At 55.6% G+C, this 19849-nt stretch carries 17 protein-coding genes; 8 read left to right on the plus strand and 9 right to left on the minus strand.

Going from position 1 to position 19849, the window contains the following annotated elements; translation table 11 throughout:
* Positions 1 to 15 precede the first annotated feature (15 nt).
* The 7 genes from ACFPMF_RS23995 (at position 16) to ACFPMF_RS24025 (ending at position 6236) form a co-directional block, all read left to right on the plus strand.
* Complete coding sequence (locus tag ACFPMF_RS23995; protein ID WP_379849895.1) at positions 16 to 891, plus strand: FHA domain-containing protein; 876 nt, start codon at positions 16 to 18, stop codon at positions 889 to 891.
* A gap of 64 nt (positions 892 to 955) precedes the next feature.
* Positions 956 to 1546: a Crp/Fnr family transcriptional regulator gene (locus ACFPMF_RS24000; protein WP_379849897.1), complete on the plus strand. Its 591-nt coding sequence runs from the start codon at positions 956 to 958 to the stop codon at positions 1544 to 1546.
* A 99-nt stretch (positions 1547 to 1645) separates the two neighbouring features.
* Positions 1646 to 2530 (plus strand): SDR family oxidoreductase, encoded by an 885-nt coding sequence (locus ACFPMF_RS24005; protein WP_379849899.1) that lies wholly within the window; start codon positions 1646 to 1648, stop codon positions 2528 to 2530.
* A 206-nt stretch (positions 2531 to 2736) separates the two neighbouring features.
* Positions 2737 to 3576, plus strand: a complete 840-nt coding sequence (locus tag ACFPMF_RS24010; protein ID WP_379849901.1) for a zinc metalloprotease — start codon at positions 2737 to 2739, stop codon at positions 3574 to 3576.
* A gap of 227 nt (positions 3577 to 3803) precedes the next feature.
* Entirely contained in the window at positions 3804 to 4184 is a 381-nt protein-coding gene (locus ACFPMF_RS24015) for a hypothetical protein (protein WP_379849903.1), read from the plus strand.
* A 5-nt stretch (positions 4185 to 4189) separates the two neighbouring features.
* Positions 4190 to 5041, plus strand: coding sequence for a DUF2306 domain-containing protein (locus ACFPMF_RS24020; protein WP_379849979.1), 852 nt, complete (start codon positions 4190 to 4192; stop codon positions 5039 to 5041).
* Positions 5042 to 5249: 208 nt separating this feature from the next.
* Positions 5250 to 6236, plus strand: a complete 987-nt coding sequence (locus ACFPMF_RS24025; protein ID WP_379849905.1) for an FAD:protein FMN transferase — start codon at positions 5250 to 5252, stop codon at positions 6234 to 6236.
* A gap of 12 nt (positions 6237 to 6248) precedes the next feature.
* Here the strand turns inward: ACFPMF_RS24025 and ACFPMF_RS24030 are convergent, their stop codons facing one another.
* The 7 genes from ACFPMF_RS24030 to ACFPMF_RS24060 form a co-directional block, all read right to left on the minus strand.
* Entirely contained in the window at positions 6249 to 8411 is a 2163-nt protein-coding gene (locus ACFPMF_RS24030) for a PepSY domain-containing protein (protein ID WP_379849907.1), read from the minus strand.
* 50 nt (positions 8412 to 8461) lie between these two features.
* Entirely contained in the window at positions 8462 to 8953 is a 492-nt protein-coding gene (locus ACFPMF_RS24035; RefSeq protein ID WP_379849909.1) for a DUF2271 domain-containing protein, read from the minus strand.
* A gap of 3 nt (positions 8954 to 8956) precedes the next feature.
* Complete coding sequence (locus ACFPMF_RS24040; protein ID WP_379849911.1) at positions 8957 to 10468, minus strand: ankyrin repeat domain-containing protein; 1512 nt, start codon at positions 10466 to 10468, stop codon at positions 8957 to 8959.
* Between the two features lie 388 nt (positions 10469 to 10856).
* Positions 10857 to 12539: an arylsulfatase gene (locus ACFPMF_RS24045; protein ID WP_379849913.1), complete on the minus strand. Its 1683-nt coding sequence runs from the start codon at positions 12537 to 12539 to the stop codon at positions 10857 to 10859.
* A 76-nt stretch (positions 12540 to 12615) separates the two neighbouring features.
* Positions 12616 to 13548 (minus strand): bile acid:sodium symporter family protein, encoded by a 933-nt coding sequence (locus tag ACFPMF_RS24050; protein WP_379849981.1) that lies wholly within the window; start codon positions 13546 to 13548, stop codon positions 12616 to 12618.
* A 268-nt stretch (positions 13549 to 13816) separates the two neighbouring features.
* Positions 13817 to 14683, minus strand: coding sequence for a CE1 family esterase (locus ACFPMF_RS24055; RefSeq protein WP_379849915.1), 867 nt, complete (start codon positions 14681 to 14683; stop codon positions 13817 to 13819).
* 19 nt (positions 14684 to 14702) lie between these two features.
* Entirely contained in the window at positions 14703 to 15497 is a 795-nt protein-coding gene (locus ACFPMF_RS24060; RefSeq protein ID WP_379849917.1) for a sialate O-acetylesterase, read from the minus strand.
* A 122-nt stretch (positions 15498 to 15619) separates the two neighbouring features.
* On the opposite strand from ACFPMF_RS24060, the gene ACFPMF_RS24065 reads away from it, so the two are divergent.
* Positions 15620 to 16087, plus strand: coding sequence for a hypothetical protein (locus ACFPMF_RS24065; protein ID WP_379849919.1), 468 nt, complete (start codon positions 15620 to 15622; stop codon positions 16085 to 16087).
* A 36-nt stretch (positions 16088 to 16123) separates the two neighbouring features.
* Here ACFPMF_RS24065 and ACFPMF_RS24070 read toward each other — a convergent pair whose 3' ends face one another.
* Positions 16124 to 17362, minus strand: coding sequence for a hypothetical protein (locus ACFPMF_RS24070; RefSeq protein ID WP_379849921.1), 1239 nt, complete (start codon positions 17360 to 17362; stop codon positions 16124 to 16126).
* Positions 17337 to 19829 carry a DUF2339 domain-containing protein gene (locus ACFPMF_RS24075; protein ID WP_379849923.1) on the minus strand — a complete coding sequence of 831 codons (2493 nt, stop codon included), beginning with the start codon at positions 19827 to 19829 and terminating at the stop codon, positions 17337 to 17339. The genes ACFPMF_RS24070 and ACFPMF_RS24075 overlap by 26 nt, the downstream gene beginning before the upstream one ends.
* Positions 19830 to 19849: the final 20 nt, after the last annotated feature.

Raw genomic sequence — 19849 nt, forward strand, 5'->3', positions numbered from 1 at the left:
TAAAAACACGAGGTGATGGGTATTCTGGAAACCGTAAAAAACTTATTTGGCTTTGGCTCCTCTACGGTTCTTCCGGAGGAGGGAGAATCCATTCCTAAACCGCACCAGCGGCAACAAACGGGACCGCCACCAGCCGCCCAGCGACGCGATCAGGTCATCCGGTTTGTGATCGATAAACTGCGGATTTACCAGAATGAGCCCGCCAACGCGCCCGTCGGTTTGCAGGTGCTGGTTTTGTGCGGAAATCCGGAGGAGGAAGAAGTGTACCGGGTGGCGGTATGGGCCAGTCAGCCCGGCAGGTTTCAGAACGAGCTGAACCGGCAACTGGCGGATCATTATGTCAATCTGCCGAAAGACTGGCAATTCGAGTGTGCCTTTTTTCGGGAACAACTGCCTGCCTGTACCTTCCGGGAGGGTAATCTGGGACTGGTTGTGCTGGATGCCCACCGGTCGGCAGGACCCGCTCGACGGGCCAGAGTTACGGTGTTGGTTGGGCAGGCGGAGCAGCCCGCGTATCTGCTCGATCCGGAGCAGAAGACGATTTTTTACATGGGCCGGGGCCGGACGAGCCAGACCAGCTCGGGCCGGGTCCGGACCAACGACCTTGTGATTCTGCACGAGGATGACCCGGCGTTTGATCCCCAGATCGGGGTGGGAAACCGGGCCGTTAGCCGCGCCCACGCTACGATTCAATTCGATCCGGCCAAACGAAGCTACCGGCTGCTGGTAGACCCGGGCGGTCTGCCCGCCAGTGGTAATAAAACGAAGCTTATCCATCCGAACGACACCATCGAACGGGCCGATATTGCCGGGATGACGTATCCGCTGCAATCGGGGGATCAGATCGAACTGGGTGGGGAAGTGACCCTGTTGTTTGAACTTATCGACTGAGCCTGCGGGATTCGCAGGGGTGTAGACATTCCTGTTAGTGTCCTTTTCAGGATTGAAAAACGAAATGGTTGCCGGTTTCGAAACATACATCAAGGCGCAGAACACCGGCTTGTCGGACGATGAAATTCGGCTGATTGGTGCGGCTGCCCAGGAAAGAACCCTTCGTCGAAAACAGGTTTTGTTGTCCGCCGGTGAGGTTTGCCGGTATAAGATCTTTGTGGTTACCGGTTTTTTGCGGACCTACCGGATTGGACCGGACGCCAGCGAACACCTCATGCAGTTTTCCCCGGAACTTTCCTGGACAACCGAAGGCGAAAGTTACGCCAACGGTACGCCGTCGGCCTACCACATTGATGCGCTGGAAGATAGTCAGGTAATGGTATGGCGTAAAAACCGCTTTGACGCCCTGATTGATCAGATACCGGCTCTCAAGGATTTTTCCGAGCGGCTCATTTCCCGAAACCTTTATTTTAGCCGAAACCGCCTGTATACCGCCATCAGTGCCACGCCCGCGGAGAAATACGAGGATTTCATCAACACCTACCCCGGCATTCTGGTACGGGTTCCCTTACGCATGGTGGCTTCTTACCTGGGTGTTTCGCTCAAAACCCTGACCCGGATCCGGCAGGCCCAAGCGCAACGGTCCGTGAAATAGGGACAAATGTCCTCTTTTATTGCTTCTTCGTTCATCAATTTTGCCCGGTGAATTCGTGGGTGCGGTGGCACCCGATTGCTAACTAAATCATTGAAAACGATGCGTGTATTTGTAACCGGAGCCTCCGGCTTCATCGGCTCTGCCATTGTACAGGAATTAACGCGGGGCGGTCATCAGGTGCTTGGGCTGGCTCGTTCCAATGCTTCCGCCGAGTCGCTGACCCGGGCCGGGGCTACTGTTCTGAGGGGGAGCCTGGACGACCTGGACAGTTTGAAAAAGGGGGCCGACGGAGCCGATGGCGTCATCCATACGGCCTTCATTCACGACTTTTCGAATTATGTAGCGGCAGCCGAAACGGATAAACGGGCCATTGAAGCGATTGGCTCCGTTCTGGCTGGTTCGGACCGCCCGCTGGTGGTGACCGGCGGCCTCATCGGCTTGCGAACCGATGGCGGTGTGATTACCGAAGACGATCCGGCCCCCGGCTTTCCACGGGCCTCCGAAGCAACCGCTTTTTCGTTGGCGGAAGCGGGGGTACGTGCATCCGTTGTTCGGTTGCCGCCTTCGGTTCATGATGCGGGCGATGGCGGTTTTGTCCCGTTTCTGATTAACACGGCCCGGCAACAAGGTGTGTCGGCTTATGTTGGCGATGGTAAAAACCGCTGGCCCGCCGTACACCGGCTTGATGCGGCCCGGCTTTTCAGACTGGCCTTGGAGAAAGGAGCCGGTGCGGTGCGGTATAATGCCATCGGTGATGAAGGCGTTGCTGTGCGGGACATCGCGGAAGTCATCGGCCAGCAACTGAACCTGCCCGTCGTCTCGATCGCGCCCGAGGAAGTGACCCGGCATTTCGACTGGATGAGCCGGTTTATTCAGTTCGATAGCCCGGCTTCCGGCGAAAAAACAAGGGCGCTACTGGGCTGGCAACCCACGCACCGCAGCTTGTTGGACGACCTCCGGATGGGGCATTATTTCGGCCGTTGATTTACGCATTGGTAACCCCCGGATACGTAACGTTCATCATCGTATCCGGGGGTTGTGATGCTCGGGATAACCACCCCGATCAACCGCTCGGGAGGCTTGGTGTTTGATCGGTGTGAGGTATTGTAGGCTGTAAATCACAGGCTTACCGTTCGCTCAAAAGGGCGAAGAAGACAGTGGATGGATGAAAACCGGGTTGTATCTTGAACGTGGATACATCAGGAAAGCGGAAGATGGGCAGTACGACACGCTGGCTTATGGGGCTGGGTCGGAAGGAGGTTCCGAAGATATTTGTCCCTTGTTCGCCGAACAAAGGGAGCCAGGCCGTGGCCATCCGGTTATTCGACCGGAAAGGATTACTCGGTGATACTGGCCTGAGCGCGTTGGCGCTGAAGACGCAACTGGAAGCCTTCTTTCGGCAAATGGCCAGCACCCCGACCATTTTGCCCGCCGTCAAACAGATTCTGGAAACATTCACGTTTACGGTTTCCTATTTCGATCGGGACCCGACAAAGCAGGAACGGGAGGATATGGCCGTGATGGACTTTCCCGTTTATTTCGAATCGACCGAGGGGCCTTCCCGGATTACGACTGGATCGCTGGAAGAACTGCTGGTTTTTCATAAAATCCCGGAAAAAGCGTTTGTGGCGAAACAGCTCACGGATGAACTGCCTCCGGTAACCTTGTTTATCACGGACGGAGCGGGAAACCAGTCTACGTACAAAGCCGCTGAAGAATTTGTCGGCAATGAAACCGCCCTGGGCCTGGGCATTCCCGGGAATTATTTCAAACCGGACGGGGTGCAGCACATCTGCCGGAAATTGGGCGTTATTAAAATCGACCGGGTGGTCTTTAACATTGTTCAGGCCAGGAGGCCCCAACGACTCTTGCAGGTGTTGAAGCACGAACTCGGTCATATGCTGGGGCTGGCCCACATCCCGGGCACCCTCATGGATGAGGATTATGACAACGTACAGGAACATGCCATGTATTCCCGGTTTCAGTTGCAACTGCTGAGCACTGCGCTGACGAACATGAGCAAGAGTTGATGGCCGGTTGTTTGCCCGGGCTAGCGGCCTGATTTTTAAGGAATTCTATCCGATGCGGTTCATTTTCTGATATCCCAACCCGCCCGTTGTCCGGTTTTAGGACACCGGAGCCGGTTTTTACTTTACGAGGCTTCCCTTTCTTCGATTTTCTTGCTAACTTGAGGAGCTTCCCATGGCCGATCTACACCCCACTGATTAACTCCGGTAAGTACAAAAACCGCACTTCAATGGCGATCTCGAAAGAAACGAAAAAACAACTGGCGCACTTTCTGGCGGGCGCCATCATCCTGATTAAAGCGTTTGATAAAGCAGAGCACGGCCACGTCCTGACGGGGGGCATTCTGGGGTTCATCGGCGTGGCCATCGTGGTGATGAACTTTTTTCATCACCGGCTGGCGCATCGGGTGCGGAGCTTCGATGCCCTGGTCTTTCTGGCCGAAGCCGTGGTGCTCGGCCTTGTCAGTGGATTGTATTTTCACGATGGCAAAAAGGCCCTGCCGTTTGCCTACGCTTTGGCGAGCGGGGGGTATCTGGTGACGGCTTTCCGGTTTTTCCGGAGAAGCAAGTCCGGAAATCATCTGGAAATCAGTAATGACCTGCTCTCGTGAGCCAGATGCTGACCGACTCCATTCCGCCGGTAAGGGCCGCCAAACCGCTGGTGCGTTTCAGTTTTACGGCGCTGCGGTGGTCGAGCCGGATGCTGGTTGCAACAGTCTGGGCCAGTGCCGCCCTCTTCGGCTTATACATTCTGGCGTTCTACGCAGCGGCCCTGTATGAAGGCAACATGGCGCGCTGGAACCAGGTGCTGCCCCGCTTGTACGAACCGGCCACCACCGCAGCAACCACCGGAATCGGTCTGCATTTTGCCACCGGCGGTATAATTCTGGTGCTGGGCAGTATTCAGCTCATCGATGCGGTTCGGGTTCGATTTCCGGCCGTACACCGCTGGATCGGTCGGCTGTATGTGCTTTCGTCACTGCTGGCGGCCATTGGCGGACTGGTATTCATCGCCCTGAAAGGAACCATCGGCGGTTGGGTGATGGATGCCGGTTTTTCGCTGTACGGTCTGCTCATGCTGGTGGCGGGTCTTCAGACCTACCGGTACGCCGTGGCCCGAAAACTGGATGAACACCGGGCCTGGGCGCTGCGGCTTTACGCGCTGGCGATTGGCTCGTGGCTGTACCGCATGGACTACGGTTTCTGGCTGCTGCTGGCCGACGGCTTGGGGCATACTTCGTCGTTTTCGGGGCCGTTCGACCGGGTCATGGCTTTCTTTTTCTATTTGCCCAATCTGGTGGTCGCTGAAGCGTTCATCCGGGCCCGTTCTTACCAGGCTTCGCCATTTCTGCGCATCGTGTCGTCGCTTATTTTGCTGGCCGCCACCGGTTTTCTGCTGATTGGTACGTACTATTTCACGCTGTATTATTGGGGGCCAGCCATTGTGGGTTGGGTAACGGGGTCGTAACCAGGAGGTTTGTCTTTTTCGTCGGCTTCCCGGTTGTTATGGGGTAAACTCCGTTCCGTTTTTTCTGTCTTTTCGTCGGCTACCCAAAAATTGAGCCCGGTACACGATTCCAGCGCCGGACCCTTTATCTTTGTCAGTCGGCATAACTGGCTGAACGAGCCGCACCCCAGCTGTGGCCGTCCACGCTGGAGGGTCGATCGACACCGCCATGAAACAATTCGTATTGCTCTTCCTGCTGCTATCGGGGTTTAGCGCAACCTCCCAGGTGCTGCGAAAACGGACGGTTAAGTTGATGGGCAGCCGGTTTGATATTACCATTGTCGCTCCGGATTCGTTAGCGGCAGAACAACATATTGACATGGTGATTCAGGAGGTGACCCGAATCGAGAATTTGATCTCCGACTGGAAAACCGACTCGCAGATTTCCCGTGTCAACCAACAGGCGGGTATTGCTCCGGTCCGGGTCGACCCCGAGGTGTTTGCCCTGACGGAACGGGCGCTGCATTTCTCCAAAATTACGAAGGGCGCTTTCGATATTAGCTTCGCGGCCATGGACCGGATCTGGAAGTTTGACGGATCGATGACGGAGATGCCCAGTCCGGAAGCGGTTAAAAAATCGGTGGAGAAGGTCGGTTATCGAAATATCGTGCTGGATCGGGCGCGTTCGACGATCTTCCTGAAACGGAAAGGAATGAAAATCGGCTTCGGCGCACTGGGGGAGGGGTACGCAGCCGACCGCTGCCGGGACCTGATGAAGGCCAAAGGAATTGAAGCCGGAATTGTCAACGGTTCCGGCGATATGAGTACCTGGGGAAAGCAGCCCGACGGACGTGACTGGATCGTTGGCATCACGAATCCCCTGCGTAACGACACCTTACTCGCGATTGTCCCGCTGCGGCAGAGTGCCGTGGTAACGTCCGGTAGTTACGAGAAGTTTGTCGTATTCAATGGCAAGCGGTATGCCCACATTATTAACCCCACCACCGGCTACCCGGCGACGGGATTATGCAGTGTGACGGTGTTCGGCCCCAGTGCCGAAACGGCGAATGGATTCAGTACCTCGCTCATGGTGCTGGGAAAAGAAGCCGGTCTGAAATTATTAAAAAAGTACCCGGAATACAGGTATATCCTGATTACAGACGACGGCCAGGTGTTTTCGTCGCCCAGCCTGAACCTTCAAACGACCAAGCTGTAAGGTCGGCCCGGGTCAATAGCAGTCGGTGAGGATCTGCCGGTGCGACTGATAAATGCTGACGCTTTTGCCCAGTTTGGTCTGACAGATCGTTTCGAGCAGGTCAAAGACGTCCTTTTGCATGGCCAGTGAGCCACAGATCATCAAGACGCCGTTCGTTGCCAGTACGTTGGCGATAAAATCCGTATCGCGGGCCAGCAGGGTGCTGACGTACTGTTTTTCGCCTTCCCGGGAATAAGCCACCTGCAACCGGGTGAGGTGTTGCGTCGACAGGCTCTTTTCCAGAAAATCCCGATACCGCTCAAACGACGATCGTTCCCGGAACCCACCATACAGGTGGCAGACGACTTTCTGGCTATTCTGGCTGATCATCCCCAGAAAGGGGGCGATACCGGTCCCATTGGCGATCATGACCACCACCGGGGCTTTGTCCGGGAAATGGAATTGATCGTTCCTGACCAGGCGGGCCTTTATGCTTTCGCCCGGTTGTAATCCATGAAGATAACCAGACCCCAATCCGCCGGGGTGAAGCCGGACACTCAATTGCAGCTCGTTGTCCACCATCCCGATCGAGTACTGCCGTTCGCGGTGGTCGTTGGCCGGATAAATGGCCAGCAAATCGCCCGAGGTAACCTCCTGCCGCTGGCTGGTCTGAAAGCGAATTAAAAAGGTGCCATCGGGTTGCGTGGTTTGCGTATGGCTGGTGACCACCAGGGTGTCAAGCTCAGAAGCCGGAGCGTTCAACTGGTCGGCCGATACCGTTAGGGGCAAATGGGTTTGATCGGACCAGGTTTCGGCCCATAACTGGAAATCTGCCGGAGACTTGTCATTGACGGTATGAATATCAATGAGCGGCTTCGCCCACGCGTGCCGGGCTAGCAGGTGGTTTACCTCAAACGCAAATTGGCAGAAGTCGGGATAAGACCGGGACCCGAAGCCGAGAACCGAATACCGAATGGGCTGGGATTGCGGGTATTGATCGAGCAGAGCCGCAAATTTCTTCGCGTTGGTGGGCGCATCGCCAAGTCCGTACGTGGCTGTCATTGCCAGCAGGTATTCGGCTTTGGGAAAAACCGTGTAATTATTGAATTCGGTCAGGTAGGATTTCTCGCCCCGGCTCAGGAGTTGCTGGTGAATGAGCTGGGCGTATTTGAAGGTACTCCCGTTTTCCGAGCCGACCAGGATGATAAACCGGCTCTCGTCGGCGGAATACACATTCTTTTTGACGCGATTCGCCAGTCGTTTCCAGGTAATGGCAAAACCGGAATAAATAAAAAACAGGATATTGCCGGTGGCAACGGCCAGAATGATGGCCCAGACGGCGCTCGTGCGACCGGTATGCAGGTCCAGACTCAGGTTGGTCAGTAAAAGGGCCGTCGGGTACCGGTTTTCGCTAAGAATCTCGCCCGTAACCTGGTTAACGGCCAGTTCACGATCCGTGAGCTTCAGCGTGTAGTAATCTTCAACGTCGTCCGAAAAGGGAAATTCGATGGTCTGGACTTCGCATAGCCGGGTGTTCTGAAAAACCGCAAAATCCGCCGGTTTCCGTTCCGGTTTTGACTGAATGGCGTCAAAATCGATTTGGGGCGAAATTTTCTCCGTGGCAACCAGGCCAAAGCGCGCCAGTGAAAGGTACGTTCCAGAGAGGGCAATGAGCATGATCGGAATCAGCGACAGCCGCCCCAGCACCACGTGGTAATACTGAGCAACGTTCTCCCGCACGATTCGGGTGAAAAACCGCTTGATGCCCCGTTGTCGCTGGATGATCAGCAGGGTACCCGAAATGGTAATCAGGAGCAGCAGAAAGGCGGTTAACCCGATGAAAAAACGCCCCAGTTCGTGGAGAAACAGCGAGCGGTGCAAGGCCGTCACCCACTGAAAGAATTCACTTTGTTCGGTAGGCGTTCCCAGAATGTCGCCTGTCTGCGGATCCACAAAGGCGGTCCGGTTTTTCCCATCGGCATCAATCCCTTTAACCCGCACAAACTGGTTGGCGTCGACACTCAGCTCACTGATTTCCGAAAAACTTTTTTTCAGAACTGGCAGGGTCTGGGCCAGCGTCAGGTCCGTAAAGCCGTCGGTACGATAGGGCTGGACTTTTTGCAACACGGGTTCGAACGCCAGAATGATGCCCGTAAGGGCGGCCAGGGCCAATAAAAGAAAAGAAGATACAGCCAACGCTAAGTGGCTGTATCTCCAGACAGAAATGGTCATAAAGCAGGCCGCTGTTAATTGGGGCTGAAGCGTACGTAACGAATGAAACCCGTCCCTTCACTTTTCGTGGAAAGTCCTTCCGTCGTGAGCGGAATTTCAACGTCTTTCGCGTGATCCTCCTTATCCTCCACAGAGCTTTCGAACCGTAGTTTGTAATCCTTGTTGAGCTTTGAATTGTCGATTTCCAGCACGATCACGCTGCGATCGCCACCGGCCACCGACGCCCCGCTGATGGCACTGATGTTGGGCGTTTTCTTACCCAGAGCTTTATACCAGGCCTTGACGTCCGGATACCATTTTTTATCAGAACCGAGTACGTACAGGGTTTTCTCGTAAGCGCCTTTTCCGTTAATGAGCGAAACGGCGATATAGGCCTTTTCTCCCATGTAATTGGTCATCTGGATCATGCACTTGTATTGAGAGGAACCCGATTGAGCAACCGAAGCCGCTGGTCGGGAAACGGCGATTATCAATGCGAGTAAACTGATTTTCAGGGAATAAGACATAGGTTATTTCAGGAAATGAACGGAAACCTTGTTTTTGGCCAGGTATTCATTTTCGCTGGCCAGATCGAAGGCAGTTTCTTTAAAGTTGGTCGGAATATCTTTCTGAGCGCCGATCGACAGCAGGTATTTCAGGATAGCGTCGTCCTTCGAAATCATCGCTGCTCTGTGCAAAGCGGTGAGGCCTTCCTTGTTTTTGCTGTTCACATCAAGCTGAAGCGTTTCCAGCCGTTTCACCAGCGAAAGGTCATTTTTGACCACCGCCAGGTGATAGAGCGTGTTGCCGTTTTGCTGCGGGGCTTTGATATCAAGGCCTTTGTCCTGAAGCAGTTTCAGTTTTGCTTCAAATTCATCGGCTGGCGAGCCACCAGGCCGGGGACCGTCCGGTCGGGGACCGTTGTTGGAGGAGTATGACTGCACCAGGTACGTAGCCAGGTTATCACCGGTTTTATCCGTTACCTTCACGTCGGCCCCTTTGGCTAGCAGATAAGCCACCACGTCGGACGAATTACCCCGTACCGCCATCGCCAGGGCAGACACGCCTTTGTGGTTGACCTGGTTGATGTTTTTAACCTTCGGTTGTAGCATGTCAAGCACCGCCAGGTCGCGATTGGCCGCTGCGGCATTCATAAAAACCGTATTGCCTTCGTCGTCGGCCTGGTTGACATCGACGCCTTTGGCTAGAAAATACCGAATGATTTCATTCTGCTTGGGCCGGCGAACCAGGGCATGCAGAACGTTTTCCCCCGCCTTATTGGTCACGGTCGGTTTGAGGTTCAGGCTTTCCAGGTACTGAAACACCTCGATGGAGTTCCCGCCCTGACGGCCGCCCTGGCTGGCCATAATCAGCGCATGGTCGGTAGCCGGTACACCCCGTTGCAGCAGGGCTTTCAGAATCGTCAGATTCCCACCCCGGGCCGCATAGCTAAACGCGTTGTTTCCGGACGCATCCGTGCTTTTCAGATCCAGTCCTTTCGATATAAAATAATCGGTTAGCTTAAGTTCCTTATCATTGGCCACCGCAATCAGCAAGGCATTGGCCCCGTCATGATTCAGGTCTTTTTTCAGATTGGCTCCGTTCCGGAGGCATACGTCATACACCTGGGTGTTGGGCTGACCGCCCCCGGCCGCAAAATTTAGGGGCGTCATTCCGTGGCTGTCTTCCACGTTGACTTTGGAACCTTTCGCCAGCAGGTATTCCATCAACTCCACATTCCCCCGGCTAGCCGCCCAGTGCAGGTAAATACGGCTATCGTGGGTGACCTTATTGACGTCGTTGCCGGGTTGCGCCAGCAGATATTTGATTGTCTCGTTGGGAGCCTGAGCATTGATGGCCATCACAACGGGATCAAAACTATTTGCATTCAATTGCGATGGGCTATTTCCTTTTTCAATTTCTGCTTTAACCTGACTCACGTCCGGCTTGGTTTGCCAGAACGACGATTCCAGGAGGGTATTTTTCTGCGCCTGGGCGGAAAGGCCAAGGCCGACCAGAAGGGTGACGAATAGTTTTTTCATGCCGATATACGTGTTGAACGACTGACTAAGCAAACTGGTTAGATGCGAAAGGCGACGCAATAGCTTGCAAATTAAATAAGATTCAGTCTAAATAAGCGGAAGGGTAGCGGTAAAATTTACTACTCTTTAAATAATAGCACAAATTCTTTGTTTTGCGCTATTTCCTTGGAGTGGAAGGCAGGAATAGGGTAAGGGACTGGATTCATTCAGCGATGTACGCTACCGTGAAGCTCAATGGTCGGACGTGGGGTGAATGCGTTGGTGCCCGGAAACGCTATACTTCGGCTCGTGGGCAAGGTTCGGGAGTTCAGGATACCGCCTAACCTTCTAACCGTAGCCGGTAGTGAAGCAGACGTTTTTCGACAGATGGTCCGAACTACGGGCACCACTAGTTCGTCACCCGGAAGAAATTCCACGCTTTCCGGAAGTCGGCCTTCATGGTACCTTTTGGAAAAACGTGGTGCGAGTTGGCCCAGGTCGTCCATTGGGAATCGAGTTTTTTGACCAGTTCCGGCAGTTCGGTGGCCCGGTTATGCTGCTCGGTCCGGTCGGTTTCCAGGTCGTACAACTCCCACGGCTGCCCGATCATGCCCACGGCTTTCCACTTGCCAAACCGGATGGCCCGGTGGTTTTCGTGTTCCCAGTACATGTACTTGTGCAACTGGCGGACCCCTCGGGTCAACACCGGAATCAGGCTTTTTCCCTCCAGTGGCTGAATGGGCTGTCCGTTGGCTACGGTCGGGTAGGTCGCTCCGCTGACGTCAATAACGGTGGGCATGATGTCGATCAGGTAGCCCGGGGTTGCCGTGATTTTACCTTTTTGCCGGGCCAGCGCAGCCGGGTAATGCACGATCAGGGGCGTTGAAATACCGCCTTCGTACGAAACGTGTTTGAAACCCCTGAAAGGCGTATTGGACGCATTGGCCCAGACTCCTCCGTACGAAATCGCTCCGCCTTTGGCCGGGTCGTTGATGTCGGAGGGCTTGCCGCCCCCGAGAACCCCGCCTTCCTGACAAGCGCCATTGTCGGACAGAAAGACCAGCAGGGTATTGTCGAGTTTCCCGGTTTTCTGGAGGTAATCAACGACTTTGCCAATATTTTGATCCATACGGGAAATCTGCGCGGCATAAACCGCCATCCGGTAATCCATTTCCTGCCGTTTGGCCGAATCCAGTTCGGCCCAGGCCGGATAGATCTCGGGTCGTTCCGAAAGCCCCCATGACCGGGAGGCAAGACCGGCTTTTACCTGTTTCCGAAACCGCTGCTCCCGGAGTGCATCCCATCCCTGCTGGTATCGGCCCCGGAATTGTTCAATGTCTTTTTCCAGAGCGTGCAGTGGCCAGTGCGGAGCGGTAAACGCCAGGTACAGGAAGAACGGCTCGTCATCCTTCTGTTCGCGAAGAAATGCAAGGGCGTGGTCGGTAAAAGCATCGGTGGTGTAAAACGGCTGCGTTACTTTCGCCAGCGGTTCGTTATCCTGCCAGATACCCCGCGGGTGCACCGGGTCGAGGTAGCTACTGGCCCCCGACAAGAGCCCGTAATAGCGGTCGAAACCCCGTTGGCGGGGGCGCAAATCCGGTGTCGAGGAACCAAGGTGCCATTTTCCGGCCATGTACGTATGATAGCCCGCGGATTTTAACACTTCGGCCAGGGTGACACAGTTGCGGTTGATTTCGCCCCGGTAACCGTACACCCCGTAATCGAAGTTAACGGCATTATTCGGCTCCTTGGTCATGTGGCCAATCCCGGCCTGGTGCTGGAACAGGCCCGTCATCAGCGACGCCCGGGTGGGGCAGCAGCGGGCGGTGTTGTAAAACTGGGTAAACCGGACGCCGTTACTGGCCAGTCGGTCGAGGGTGGGCGTCGGGATTTCCGAACCGTAGCAGCCCAGATCCGAATAACCCATGTCATCGGCCATAATCAGGACGATGTTGGGCCGGGGAGCGGCTTTCGGCTGCGGTTCTGTAGCGGCCTGGACGGGTAAATGGGAAATCGGTAGTCCGATCCGATGAGCACTGAACGAAAGGAGAAAAACGGTGGTAATGGTCAGCAGGTAGGGGAGACGTTTCACTGGCAGGATGCGTTTAAGACGGATTCGATCAAGGCAATAAACAAGCAAAAAATCCAGCGAGGTCGGGTGTTAGGGCTCAGGTTCGCCGGGCGAGGCTTTGTGCGAGGGCGCTGGCCGCGATTAATTGCAGGGCGTGGTACATCATGATGGGCAAGAGCACAATGCCAACCACGTTACCCGGAAACAGTACATTGACCATGACACTGCCCTGCACCAGCGACTTTTTAGAGCCGCAGAACAGGGCCGTAATCCGGTCGGCGCGGTTAAAACCGAGCCATTTGCTGACCAGGTTGACCAGTCCGTAAACCAGAAAAAACAAGCCGAGCATATAGCCGCCCAATTCGAGTAAATCCCAGAAGGTCAGGCCCTGGAACATTCGACGTTCGAAGGAGTCGCAGAACGAGGTGTAGACAATCATCAGAATCACCACTTTATCAAACGTACCCAATGCTTTCTTGTAGCGTTCGGCCCAGGCGCCCAGCCAGCGGTTGAGCAGAATGCCCAGCACTACCGGCGCAATCACCTGCAACGACAGCTTGGCGATCACGCTGCCCAGGTCGTAATCGCCCGAACTAGTCGACAACAGCAGGCCCATCCACAAGGGGGTGATAAACACACCGATCAGGCTGGAAATGCTGGCGTTGAAAATGGCCGCCGGCAGGTTCCCGCCCGCGATGGAAACCATCACGACCGAGGACGAAACCGTGGAGGGAAGAGCCGCGACGTAGAACGCCCCCAGCCACAACAGGCGGTTTTCGTCGGTTTCAAACACGGCCATCCCCGCCAGAATCAGCAGGGGGAACAGCACGAAGGTGGTCAGGTGGATGGTCAGGTGCAGTTTCCAGTTGCTCAGACCCACCCGCAGTTTATCGCCACTGAGCCGCAGGCCGTAAAAAAAGAAAATGACCGACACGCCGATATTCGCCAGATTATCCAGCGAAAACGGCCCCTTTTGAATACCCGGTTCGGGCCAGAGATAGGCCAGGCCGATCATGCCCAGCAGGGCCATTAAAAACCAGTCAATCCCGGCGCGGGCGGCCAGCGTTTTGACGGAGGTAAAAGGAGTGGATTCGGTTTTCACAAACGTTAGATCAATCCGGTTGATGGATTATTTTGCAGCGTTGCGCGGAGTCGTAAGGAGCGGGCAACGCAAATCGCCGTGTTACTCGGCAAAACAGGGAAGCGGACCAAGGTACCTAATTTGGGTACCGAAATACAGACGACCCGGTCGTTTAAATGATTCCACTTCCTGTCTGTTGACTCGGGTTGATTTCCCTTTATTCCCGCAGCTGCCGTTTGAAAAAAGCCCAGGCTTCCAGATACACATTGATGTCGTTGGGGTAATCGTGCTTGCCGCCCAGCACCTTCAGCAGCGTCACCTCGGGTTTGCCTTTTGTCTTGTAGGTATAGCGTTCGATGGTTTTGCCATCGGTAGGATCGGTATCGGGCAGCAGCTCTTTTGTCGGTTTTTGCTGATAACCAGCCAGTTCCGACCAGTACCGGAACGTCCGGTCGGTCGAGCGCACCAGCCCCAGGCTGATGCCATTGGCCTTCACTTCCCCCCCGTCATACGGGTTGGTCAGATCCGCCGTTCCGTTGACGATCAGTACCGGAACGGCCACCCGTTTTTCCGGGCAGTCGAGGTTGCTGGTATCGGGCAGGTTGGCAATCAGCGCCGTAACGGCCCGGAATTTTTCGGGCATCGTCAGCGCCAGTTTATACGCCATGTGCCCCCCGCCGGAGGTGCCGACCGCAAAAACGCGCCGGGTGTCGATCCGGTACTTTTTCCGGAAATACCCGATCATTTCGTCAAAAAACGTATTGTCGTTGATGTTTTCCAGGTTGGCCGCCGACTGGGCGGTTTTGCGGCACTCGTTCCAGTACCGTTTATAGCCGTCGGGATACACCAGCAGGATGTTTTCGGCGGGCGCAATTTCTTCCAGTTTTCCGGCACCCTTCCGGGTGCTTTCTCCAGTACCGCCCGACCCGTGGAGTACAAACAACAGCGAGGCATTGGGTTTGGCCGGTTTCAGAAAATGAAACGTCCGGTAATGGCCTTCGATCAAAACGGAATCACTTAGCAACTGGCTTTGGGCTTTTCCGGCGGTTACCAGAACAAGCAGAATGGTGAAAAAACGGGACATACGAAGAGAATAAGAACGGTCAGGGTTTCGTTTTCAGGAGTTTGCGTTGAATGAATACCTCGGCATACCGCTGGCCGAGGGTGCGGGCGGAAGGCGTATCGAAATGCGTGCTATCGCCCTTGTGCGTCAGACCGGAGGCCAGTACAAAATAACTGTTGGGAATGGTTTTAGTCGCTTGCTGCAAGGTCTCGTTGATGGTTTTCGCGTGCGGATTCCGGCTGACGATGAAGTCACCCAGCGTACCGACCACAAACGGGACATGGGGGGCATTCAGATCGTTCCGAAACCGTTGCACCAGTTCCGCCAGCTTTTGGCCGTAAACGTCCGACTTTTCCGGATGCGAGTCCGATTCACCCTGGTGCCAGAGAAAACCGGCCAGTTCGCCGTTCTCGAGCGCTTTTTTCGCCCGGCGCAGGGCATCGTCGTACGGATACGATTTCGTGGGTTCGTAATACGCTCCCGGTTTCCAGACGTCGATACCCGAACCGCCCACTGCGCAGGGCACCAGCCCAATGTTCAGACGAGGATAGGCTGCGGCCAACCGTTTCGCAAACGGAAAACCGGGTCCAACCCCGATGACTTTGGGTTTGTCGAAGTGCATCGGATCCCGGGCCGGAACCCAGGTTTCCTCTTTGGTCAACATCCAGATGCGCGGATTCGGTTGCTGGTCTTCCGCTTCGGGGATACCGCGTCCGGCCATGTTCGATTGGCCGATGAGCAGAAACACCTGCAGCCGGGGCGGTTTATCCTGCTGAAAACCGAACAGAACACCAACGAGCAGGGCAATGAAGGCGACTTTGATAAGGGGTTTCATGGGTTTTAGTTTAGGGATAAACCCGCCGGTTGGTTCGATTTACTCTACAGGCTGGAAAAATACGGATAATCTCAACTTCCGGCGGTAAATGCGGTTATAAATGATAAACTTTTAAAGAAGCTATGAACGAAAAAATGACGTCCGAAAACGTGGCTCAATCGCTCGGAAGTGGTTTAGCCGGGGCCGTTGCTTTAACGGCCCTGCACGAATCAGCACGTCGGCTGGTCGCCGATGCGCCCCGCGCCGATTTGCTGGGCATGCGGGCCCTTGCCAAAGGCATACGGGCCACCGGTCACCAACCACCGCCCGACGACGAACTCCATACCCTGGCGTTGGCGGGCGATATCGTGGCCAATTCGTTGTATTATAGCCTGGTAGGTGTTGGCGGTCCCAGGAATGCCTGGCTGCTGGGATCGGCGCTCGGGGCCGTTGCCGGACTCGGAGCCGTTGCCTTGCCCGGTCCGCTGAGGCTGGGTACCGAACCGAGTGCCCGCACTCCGGCTACGGCTGCCATGACCGTAGGCTGGTATCTGGTTGGGGGGCTGGTGGCGGCTGCGGTCTACCGGTTGTGGGAACGCACCAGCCACTGAAAAACCGGTAAAGGGAGAAAAGTCGCGGGCGGTTGGCTAACGGCTTTTCATCTCGTTTAACATGCGGTAGGAGAGAAAACCGAGCAATAGCATCACCAGGCCCAGCGCGCTCCAGATCAGCCAGCGGTTGGTGAGAAAAGGCGGGGAAGCCGCGTCGGCAGGTCGGGTGGGGGCGGGTGCTTTGGGTTGTATGATGGGCGGGTTGGCCGGTATTTTATCGTTGAAATACACCAGATCGTAAGCCGGTTTTTCGACGAGCGGGTCGGAAAATGCGAGGTGGTAGGATTCGCCGGTTTTTAAGCCGGCCAGCAGGTAGGTAGTTGATTGATAGGCTTTGATAGTTTCAATCCGTAAGGGTGTATTGTCCTGGTTATCAATGATCAGGTATAATTCTTGCGTGAGTAAGTTGGTCACATACACCGAATGCAGGCTGTCTTTCGAGTTGAGTTTGAAAGCCTGCACGGTTTCGAAGAAAGGAGATGAAGCCCCACGTTTCCGCTTTCGGGACCGAAGCTGGGCGAGTTCGACGCTCCGGCGGTACTGGGCGGGCGACTGCACCGAAATCGTTAGTTTTTCCGGGCGCAACGGCGTCGGAAAGGCAATACGGACGTAACTTTTCCGATCCGCGCTGTCGTGTTGCGTAACCGAAATCCCGGCAATTTCTGAATAAGTCCCCGCGCGGACCGTCTTGGTGTAATACCCGACCCGCAGGATGTTGAGGGGGGCGCTCAGCGAATCGTTGATGTCGAGTCGGTAATATTCGTAGTCGCTCAGCGGAAAATCGAGCATTTTCGCTTCCGAGGTCGTCGCGCTGCTGGTGACGGGTTCGAGTCGGTAATCCTCCTCAATACCGTACCAGGTTCGGGCGTCGTTGCTCCCGCTCAGCCGGGCGGTTTTGCGGATATTCGTATTTTTCAGGATCAGGCCCAGCGAGTTGATCGGACTTTTGGCCGGATTCCGCAGCACGAGGGTCGTTCCCACGCGCGGCACGACGGTTTTCTGAACCAATTGGTAGCCGTTGAACTGCGTTTGCTGAACGGGCTGGTCTTTCGTGAGCAGATACGGGACTTCCCGGTTTTTTTCGTCGTACAGCCGCAGATCGGACCGGTCGGCTTTCAGGCGGCCGGTGACCGAAGGGGGCAGTTCGATGCGGTAATAACCGGTTTTTGGTACGGCGGGTAGTTCGGCCCGGAACTGAAAATGCTGGGCAAGACTACTGGCACCAATTACCAGCCCCCAAACCGTCAGACTAAGCAATCGGATTCTGCGTCGCATGGGCGTCGTCGATGAGAATGAGCTTCCGGATTTTCTGGTACATAAACGAAATGACCAGCAGCAGGACACCCAGCGAGATAAAGGCGGCAATTTTTCCGCCCTCCGAAATACCCTGAATATCGTACAGGAACAGCTTCGCAATGGTCAGCGCAAACAGGCTGAGCGACACAATCCGGAGCTGGCGGTTTTTACGGTTCAGGCCCACCCACATGAACGCAAAGGCGCAAAGGCCCCAGAGAATCGGCAGGCCCACTTTATTGATCTGAATCAGCAGGTTGTCGAAACGGGCCAGCGCGGCCGGACTTGCCAACCCGCCGGTTTTTGATCCCGAAAAACTGAAATAAATGACGTGCGCGAACAGTTCGGAAGTGGCCATATAGACGATGACGTAACTCATGAACCAGGGCCAGAGCCGCAGCAGGACGGCGGGCAGCGGTTCGAGCCGGTTTTTGTGGCGGTCGATGAGCCACAGAATGACCAGCGTTCCGAGCAGGCTGAGGTAATGCAGCGGAAACCCGATCAGGCTGGGTTCGTCGCGGAGAAAATAATCGTCGAGCAGGCTCATCGTGGCCGGGCTGTAGGTGCTCAGATAGGCAATAATGCCGATCAGACCCACGCCAGCGGCTTTCCAGTAGCTACTGCGGCTGCCGATCCGCTGTCCCCACAGAACCAGCCCGGCGGCAAAAAGCAGGTTGTAGCAGCCGAGCAGGATCGTATAGTTGGCCCCAAAACCGAAGTGCCCCGCTACCTGATAGTCTAGTTCCAGCAACCCGGTCAGGTAAACGACGGCTCCCGTACCATACGTCAGCACCAGTCGGTAGGCGTCGGCGGGTAAGTCGCCGATCCAGAACCGGATGGGCTCCGGCTGGTTTTTCAGCAGCCAGCGCGTGCCGACCAGACCGGCTCCGGCAATCAAACCCGTGATGAAGGCTTTGTTGAACACGACCGGCAGGGCCTGCGTGGAAGCCGGGCCGTACAGGCTCATCCAGTCCATGATTAAACTCACCAGCATCAGTCCCGTCACCACCACCGACGCAGCCGCCACAAACCGCAAGCCCGATTGCTGGGCCAGCCACAGCAGCAACACGGCCTCCAGCGCCCAGAACATGGTGATGAAATTGCCGTCCAGCTGCACCGGAACGGCCAGGCTGACGAACGTAATGACCAGCCCGATGAGCAGGTAGATCAGGGTGCGGTCGACGGCTTCCCGGCGGTAGAGCAACGCGGCCAGTCCGAAATTGACCACGGCCAGCGACACCGTGAACAAACCCTGAAACGCTTTGTAAATACTATTTTCCAGAATGACCATTCCGGCGGCAAAGAAGAAGGCGGTGCTGCTGAGCAATAGGGCGATTTCCAGTGCCGAAAACCGGCTTTTTTCTTTCAGGGTATTGATCAGATTCATCGCCATAAAGACGCTGTAGAACAGGGCCGCAAAAACAAACGCGCCCGTGGTCGGCAGTTTATGGTCTATCATTACATCCGAAAGCCAGGCACCGTAGAGCAAAACCGTAAAACCGTAGGCCACGACGTGCACCAGATTCCATTTCCGGAAATACGCCAGCACCAGCATCCCGACATCCAGCAGGAGAATGTACGTGAGCAACACCCGGTAATCGCCCGCGCCCGTACTGACCATAAACGGGGTGGCAAAACCGCCCACCAGCGACACCACGGCCAGTTCGACCCGGTTGTACGAGATCGCCAGTAAAATCGAAAAACCGGTGATGACGACCATCAGCGCGAACGCGATCGTCTGGCTGAACAGGTGGTAATCGTGAAACGCAATGGCAATCGTAAAATACAAAACCGCCAGCCCACCACCGACGAGTACCGAACTAAACGCCCCGAACGAATTCCGCAGCCGGTGGGCCACACCGATCAGCGCCCCGCCCGCCAGAATGCCGATGAACACCCGCCCCAATTCGTTGATCCAGTCCTGATCGATGGCGTATTTGACGAAATAACCGATGCCCAGCACCAGAATCCCGATCCCGATTTTGTTGATGAGGTTTTCGCCGATGAATTTCTCCAGGTCGGGGTTGTCGCGCAGAAACCGCTGAAAGAACGAAAGTTGCGGTTCGGCGGGTACCTTGACGGGCGCGGGCAGCACCGGTCGGGCCGGTTCGGCGACCACTGGCGGAATGGGCGGGGGCAAAACGCCCTCCGGCTTGAAAACCGGTGGTTCGATGGAAAGCGGTTCGGGAACCGGTTCCGGCTCGGGTTGCACAGCCACGGGCGGAGCCGATTCTTCCACGACGTCGATCACCGCTCCGCGTTCGTCCGGCATCGTGGGTGTGGTCGACGGTCGGGTATCGGCTTCGAGCAGGCTACGGATTCCGGTGACGTCAGTCCGCAGACGGCCCAGTTCTTCGTTCTGTCGCTGAACCAGTTGTTTGATATCACTGAATCGACTAAACCCGATCAGAATCAGGACAATGACGATGACTAACAGAAACGCTTCCATAGAGCGGTCGGCAGGTAGGG

This window comes from Larkinella bovis, assembly GCF_042655385.1.
Classification (GTDB): Bacteria; Bacteroidota; Bacteroidia; order Cytophagales; family Spirosomataceae; genus Larkinella; species Larkinella bovis.

Excerpts from the sequence above, each read along its gene's own strand:
- ACFPMF_RS23995 (WP_379849895.1), top strand. The coding sequence starts at position 16 with ATGGGTATTCTGGAAACCGTAAAAAACTTATTTGGCTTTGGCTCCTCT.
- ACFPMF_RS24000 (WP_379849897.1), top strand. The coding sequence starts at position 956 with ATGGTTGCCGGTTTCGAAACATACATCAAGGCGCAGAACACCGGCTTG.
- ACFPMF_RS24005 (WP_379849899.1), top strand. The coding sequence starts at position 1,646 with ATGCGTGTATTTGTAACCGGAGCCTCCGGCTTCATCGGCTCTGCCATT.
- ACFPMF_RS24015 (WP_379849903.1), top strand. The coding sequence starts at position 3,804 with ATGGCGATCTCGAAAGAAACGAAAAAACAACTGGCGCACTTTCTGGCG.
- ACFPMF_RS24020 (WP_379849979.1), top strand. The coding sequence starts at position 4,190 with ATGCTGACCGACTCCATTCCGCCGGTAAGGGCCGCCAAACCGCTGGTG.
- ACFPMF_RS24025 (WP_379849905.1), top strand. The coding sequence starts at position 5,250 with ATGAAACAATTCGTATTGCTCTTCCTGCTGCTATCGGGGTTTAGCGCA.
- ACFPMF_RS24035 (WP_379849909.1), bottom strand. The coding sequence starts at position 8,953 with ATGTCTTATTCCCTGAAAATCAGTTTACTCGCATTGATAATCGCCGTT.
- ACFPMF_RS24040 (WP_379849911.1), bottom strand. The coding sequence starts at position 10,468 with ATGAAAAAACTATTCGTCACCCTTCTGGTCGGCCTTGGCCTTTCCGCC.
- ACFPMF_RS24050 (WP_379849981.1), bottom strand. The coding sequence starts at position 13,548 with ATGGCCCTGCTGGGCATGATCGGCCTGGCCTATCTCTGGCCCGAACCG.
- ACFPMF_RS24055 (WP_379849915.1), bottom strand. The coding sequence starts at position 14,683 with ATGTCCCGTTTTTTCACCATTCTGCTTGTTCTGGTAACCGCCGGAAAA.
- ACFPMF_RS24060 (WP_379849917.1), bottom strand. The coding sequence starts at position 15,497 with ATGAAACCCCTTATCAAAGTCGCCTTCATTGCCCTGCTCGTTGGTGTT.
- ACFPMF_RS24065 (WP_379849919.1), top strand. The coding sequence starts at position 15,620 with ATGAACGAAAAAATGACGTCCGAAAACGTGGCTCAATCGCTCGGAAGT.
- ACFPMF_RS24070 (WP_379849921.1), bottom strand. The coding sequence starts at position 17,362 with ATGCGACGCAGAATCCGATTGCTTAGTCTGACGGTTTGGGGGCTGGTA.
- ACFPMF_RS24075 (WP_379849923.1), bottom strand. The coding sequence starts at position 19,829 with ATGGAAGCGTTTCTGTTAGTCATCGTCATTGTCCTGATTCTGATCGGG.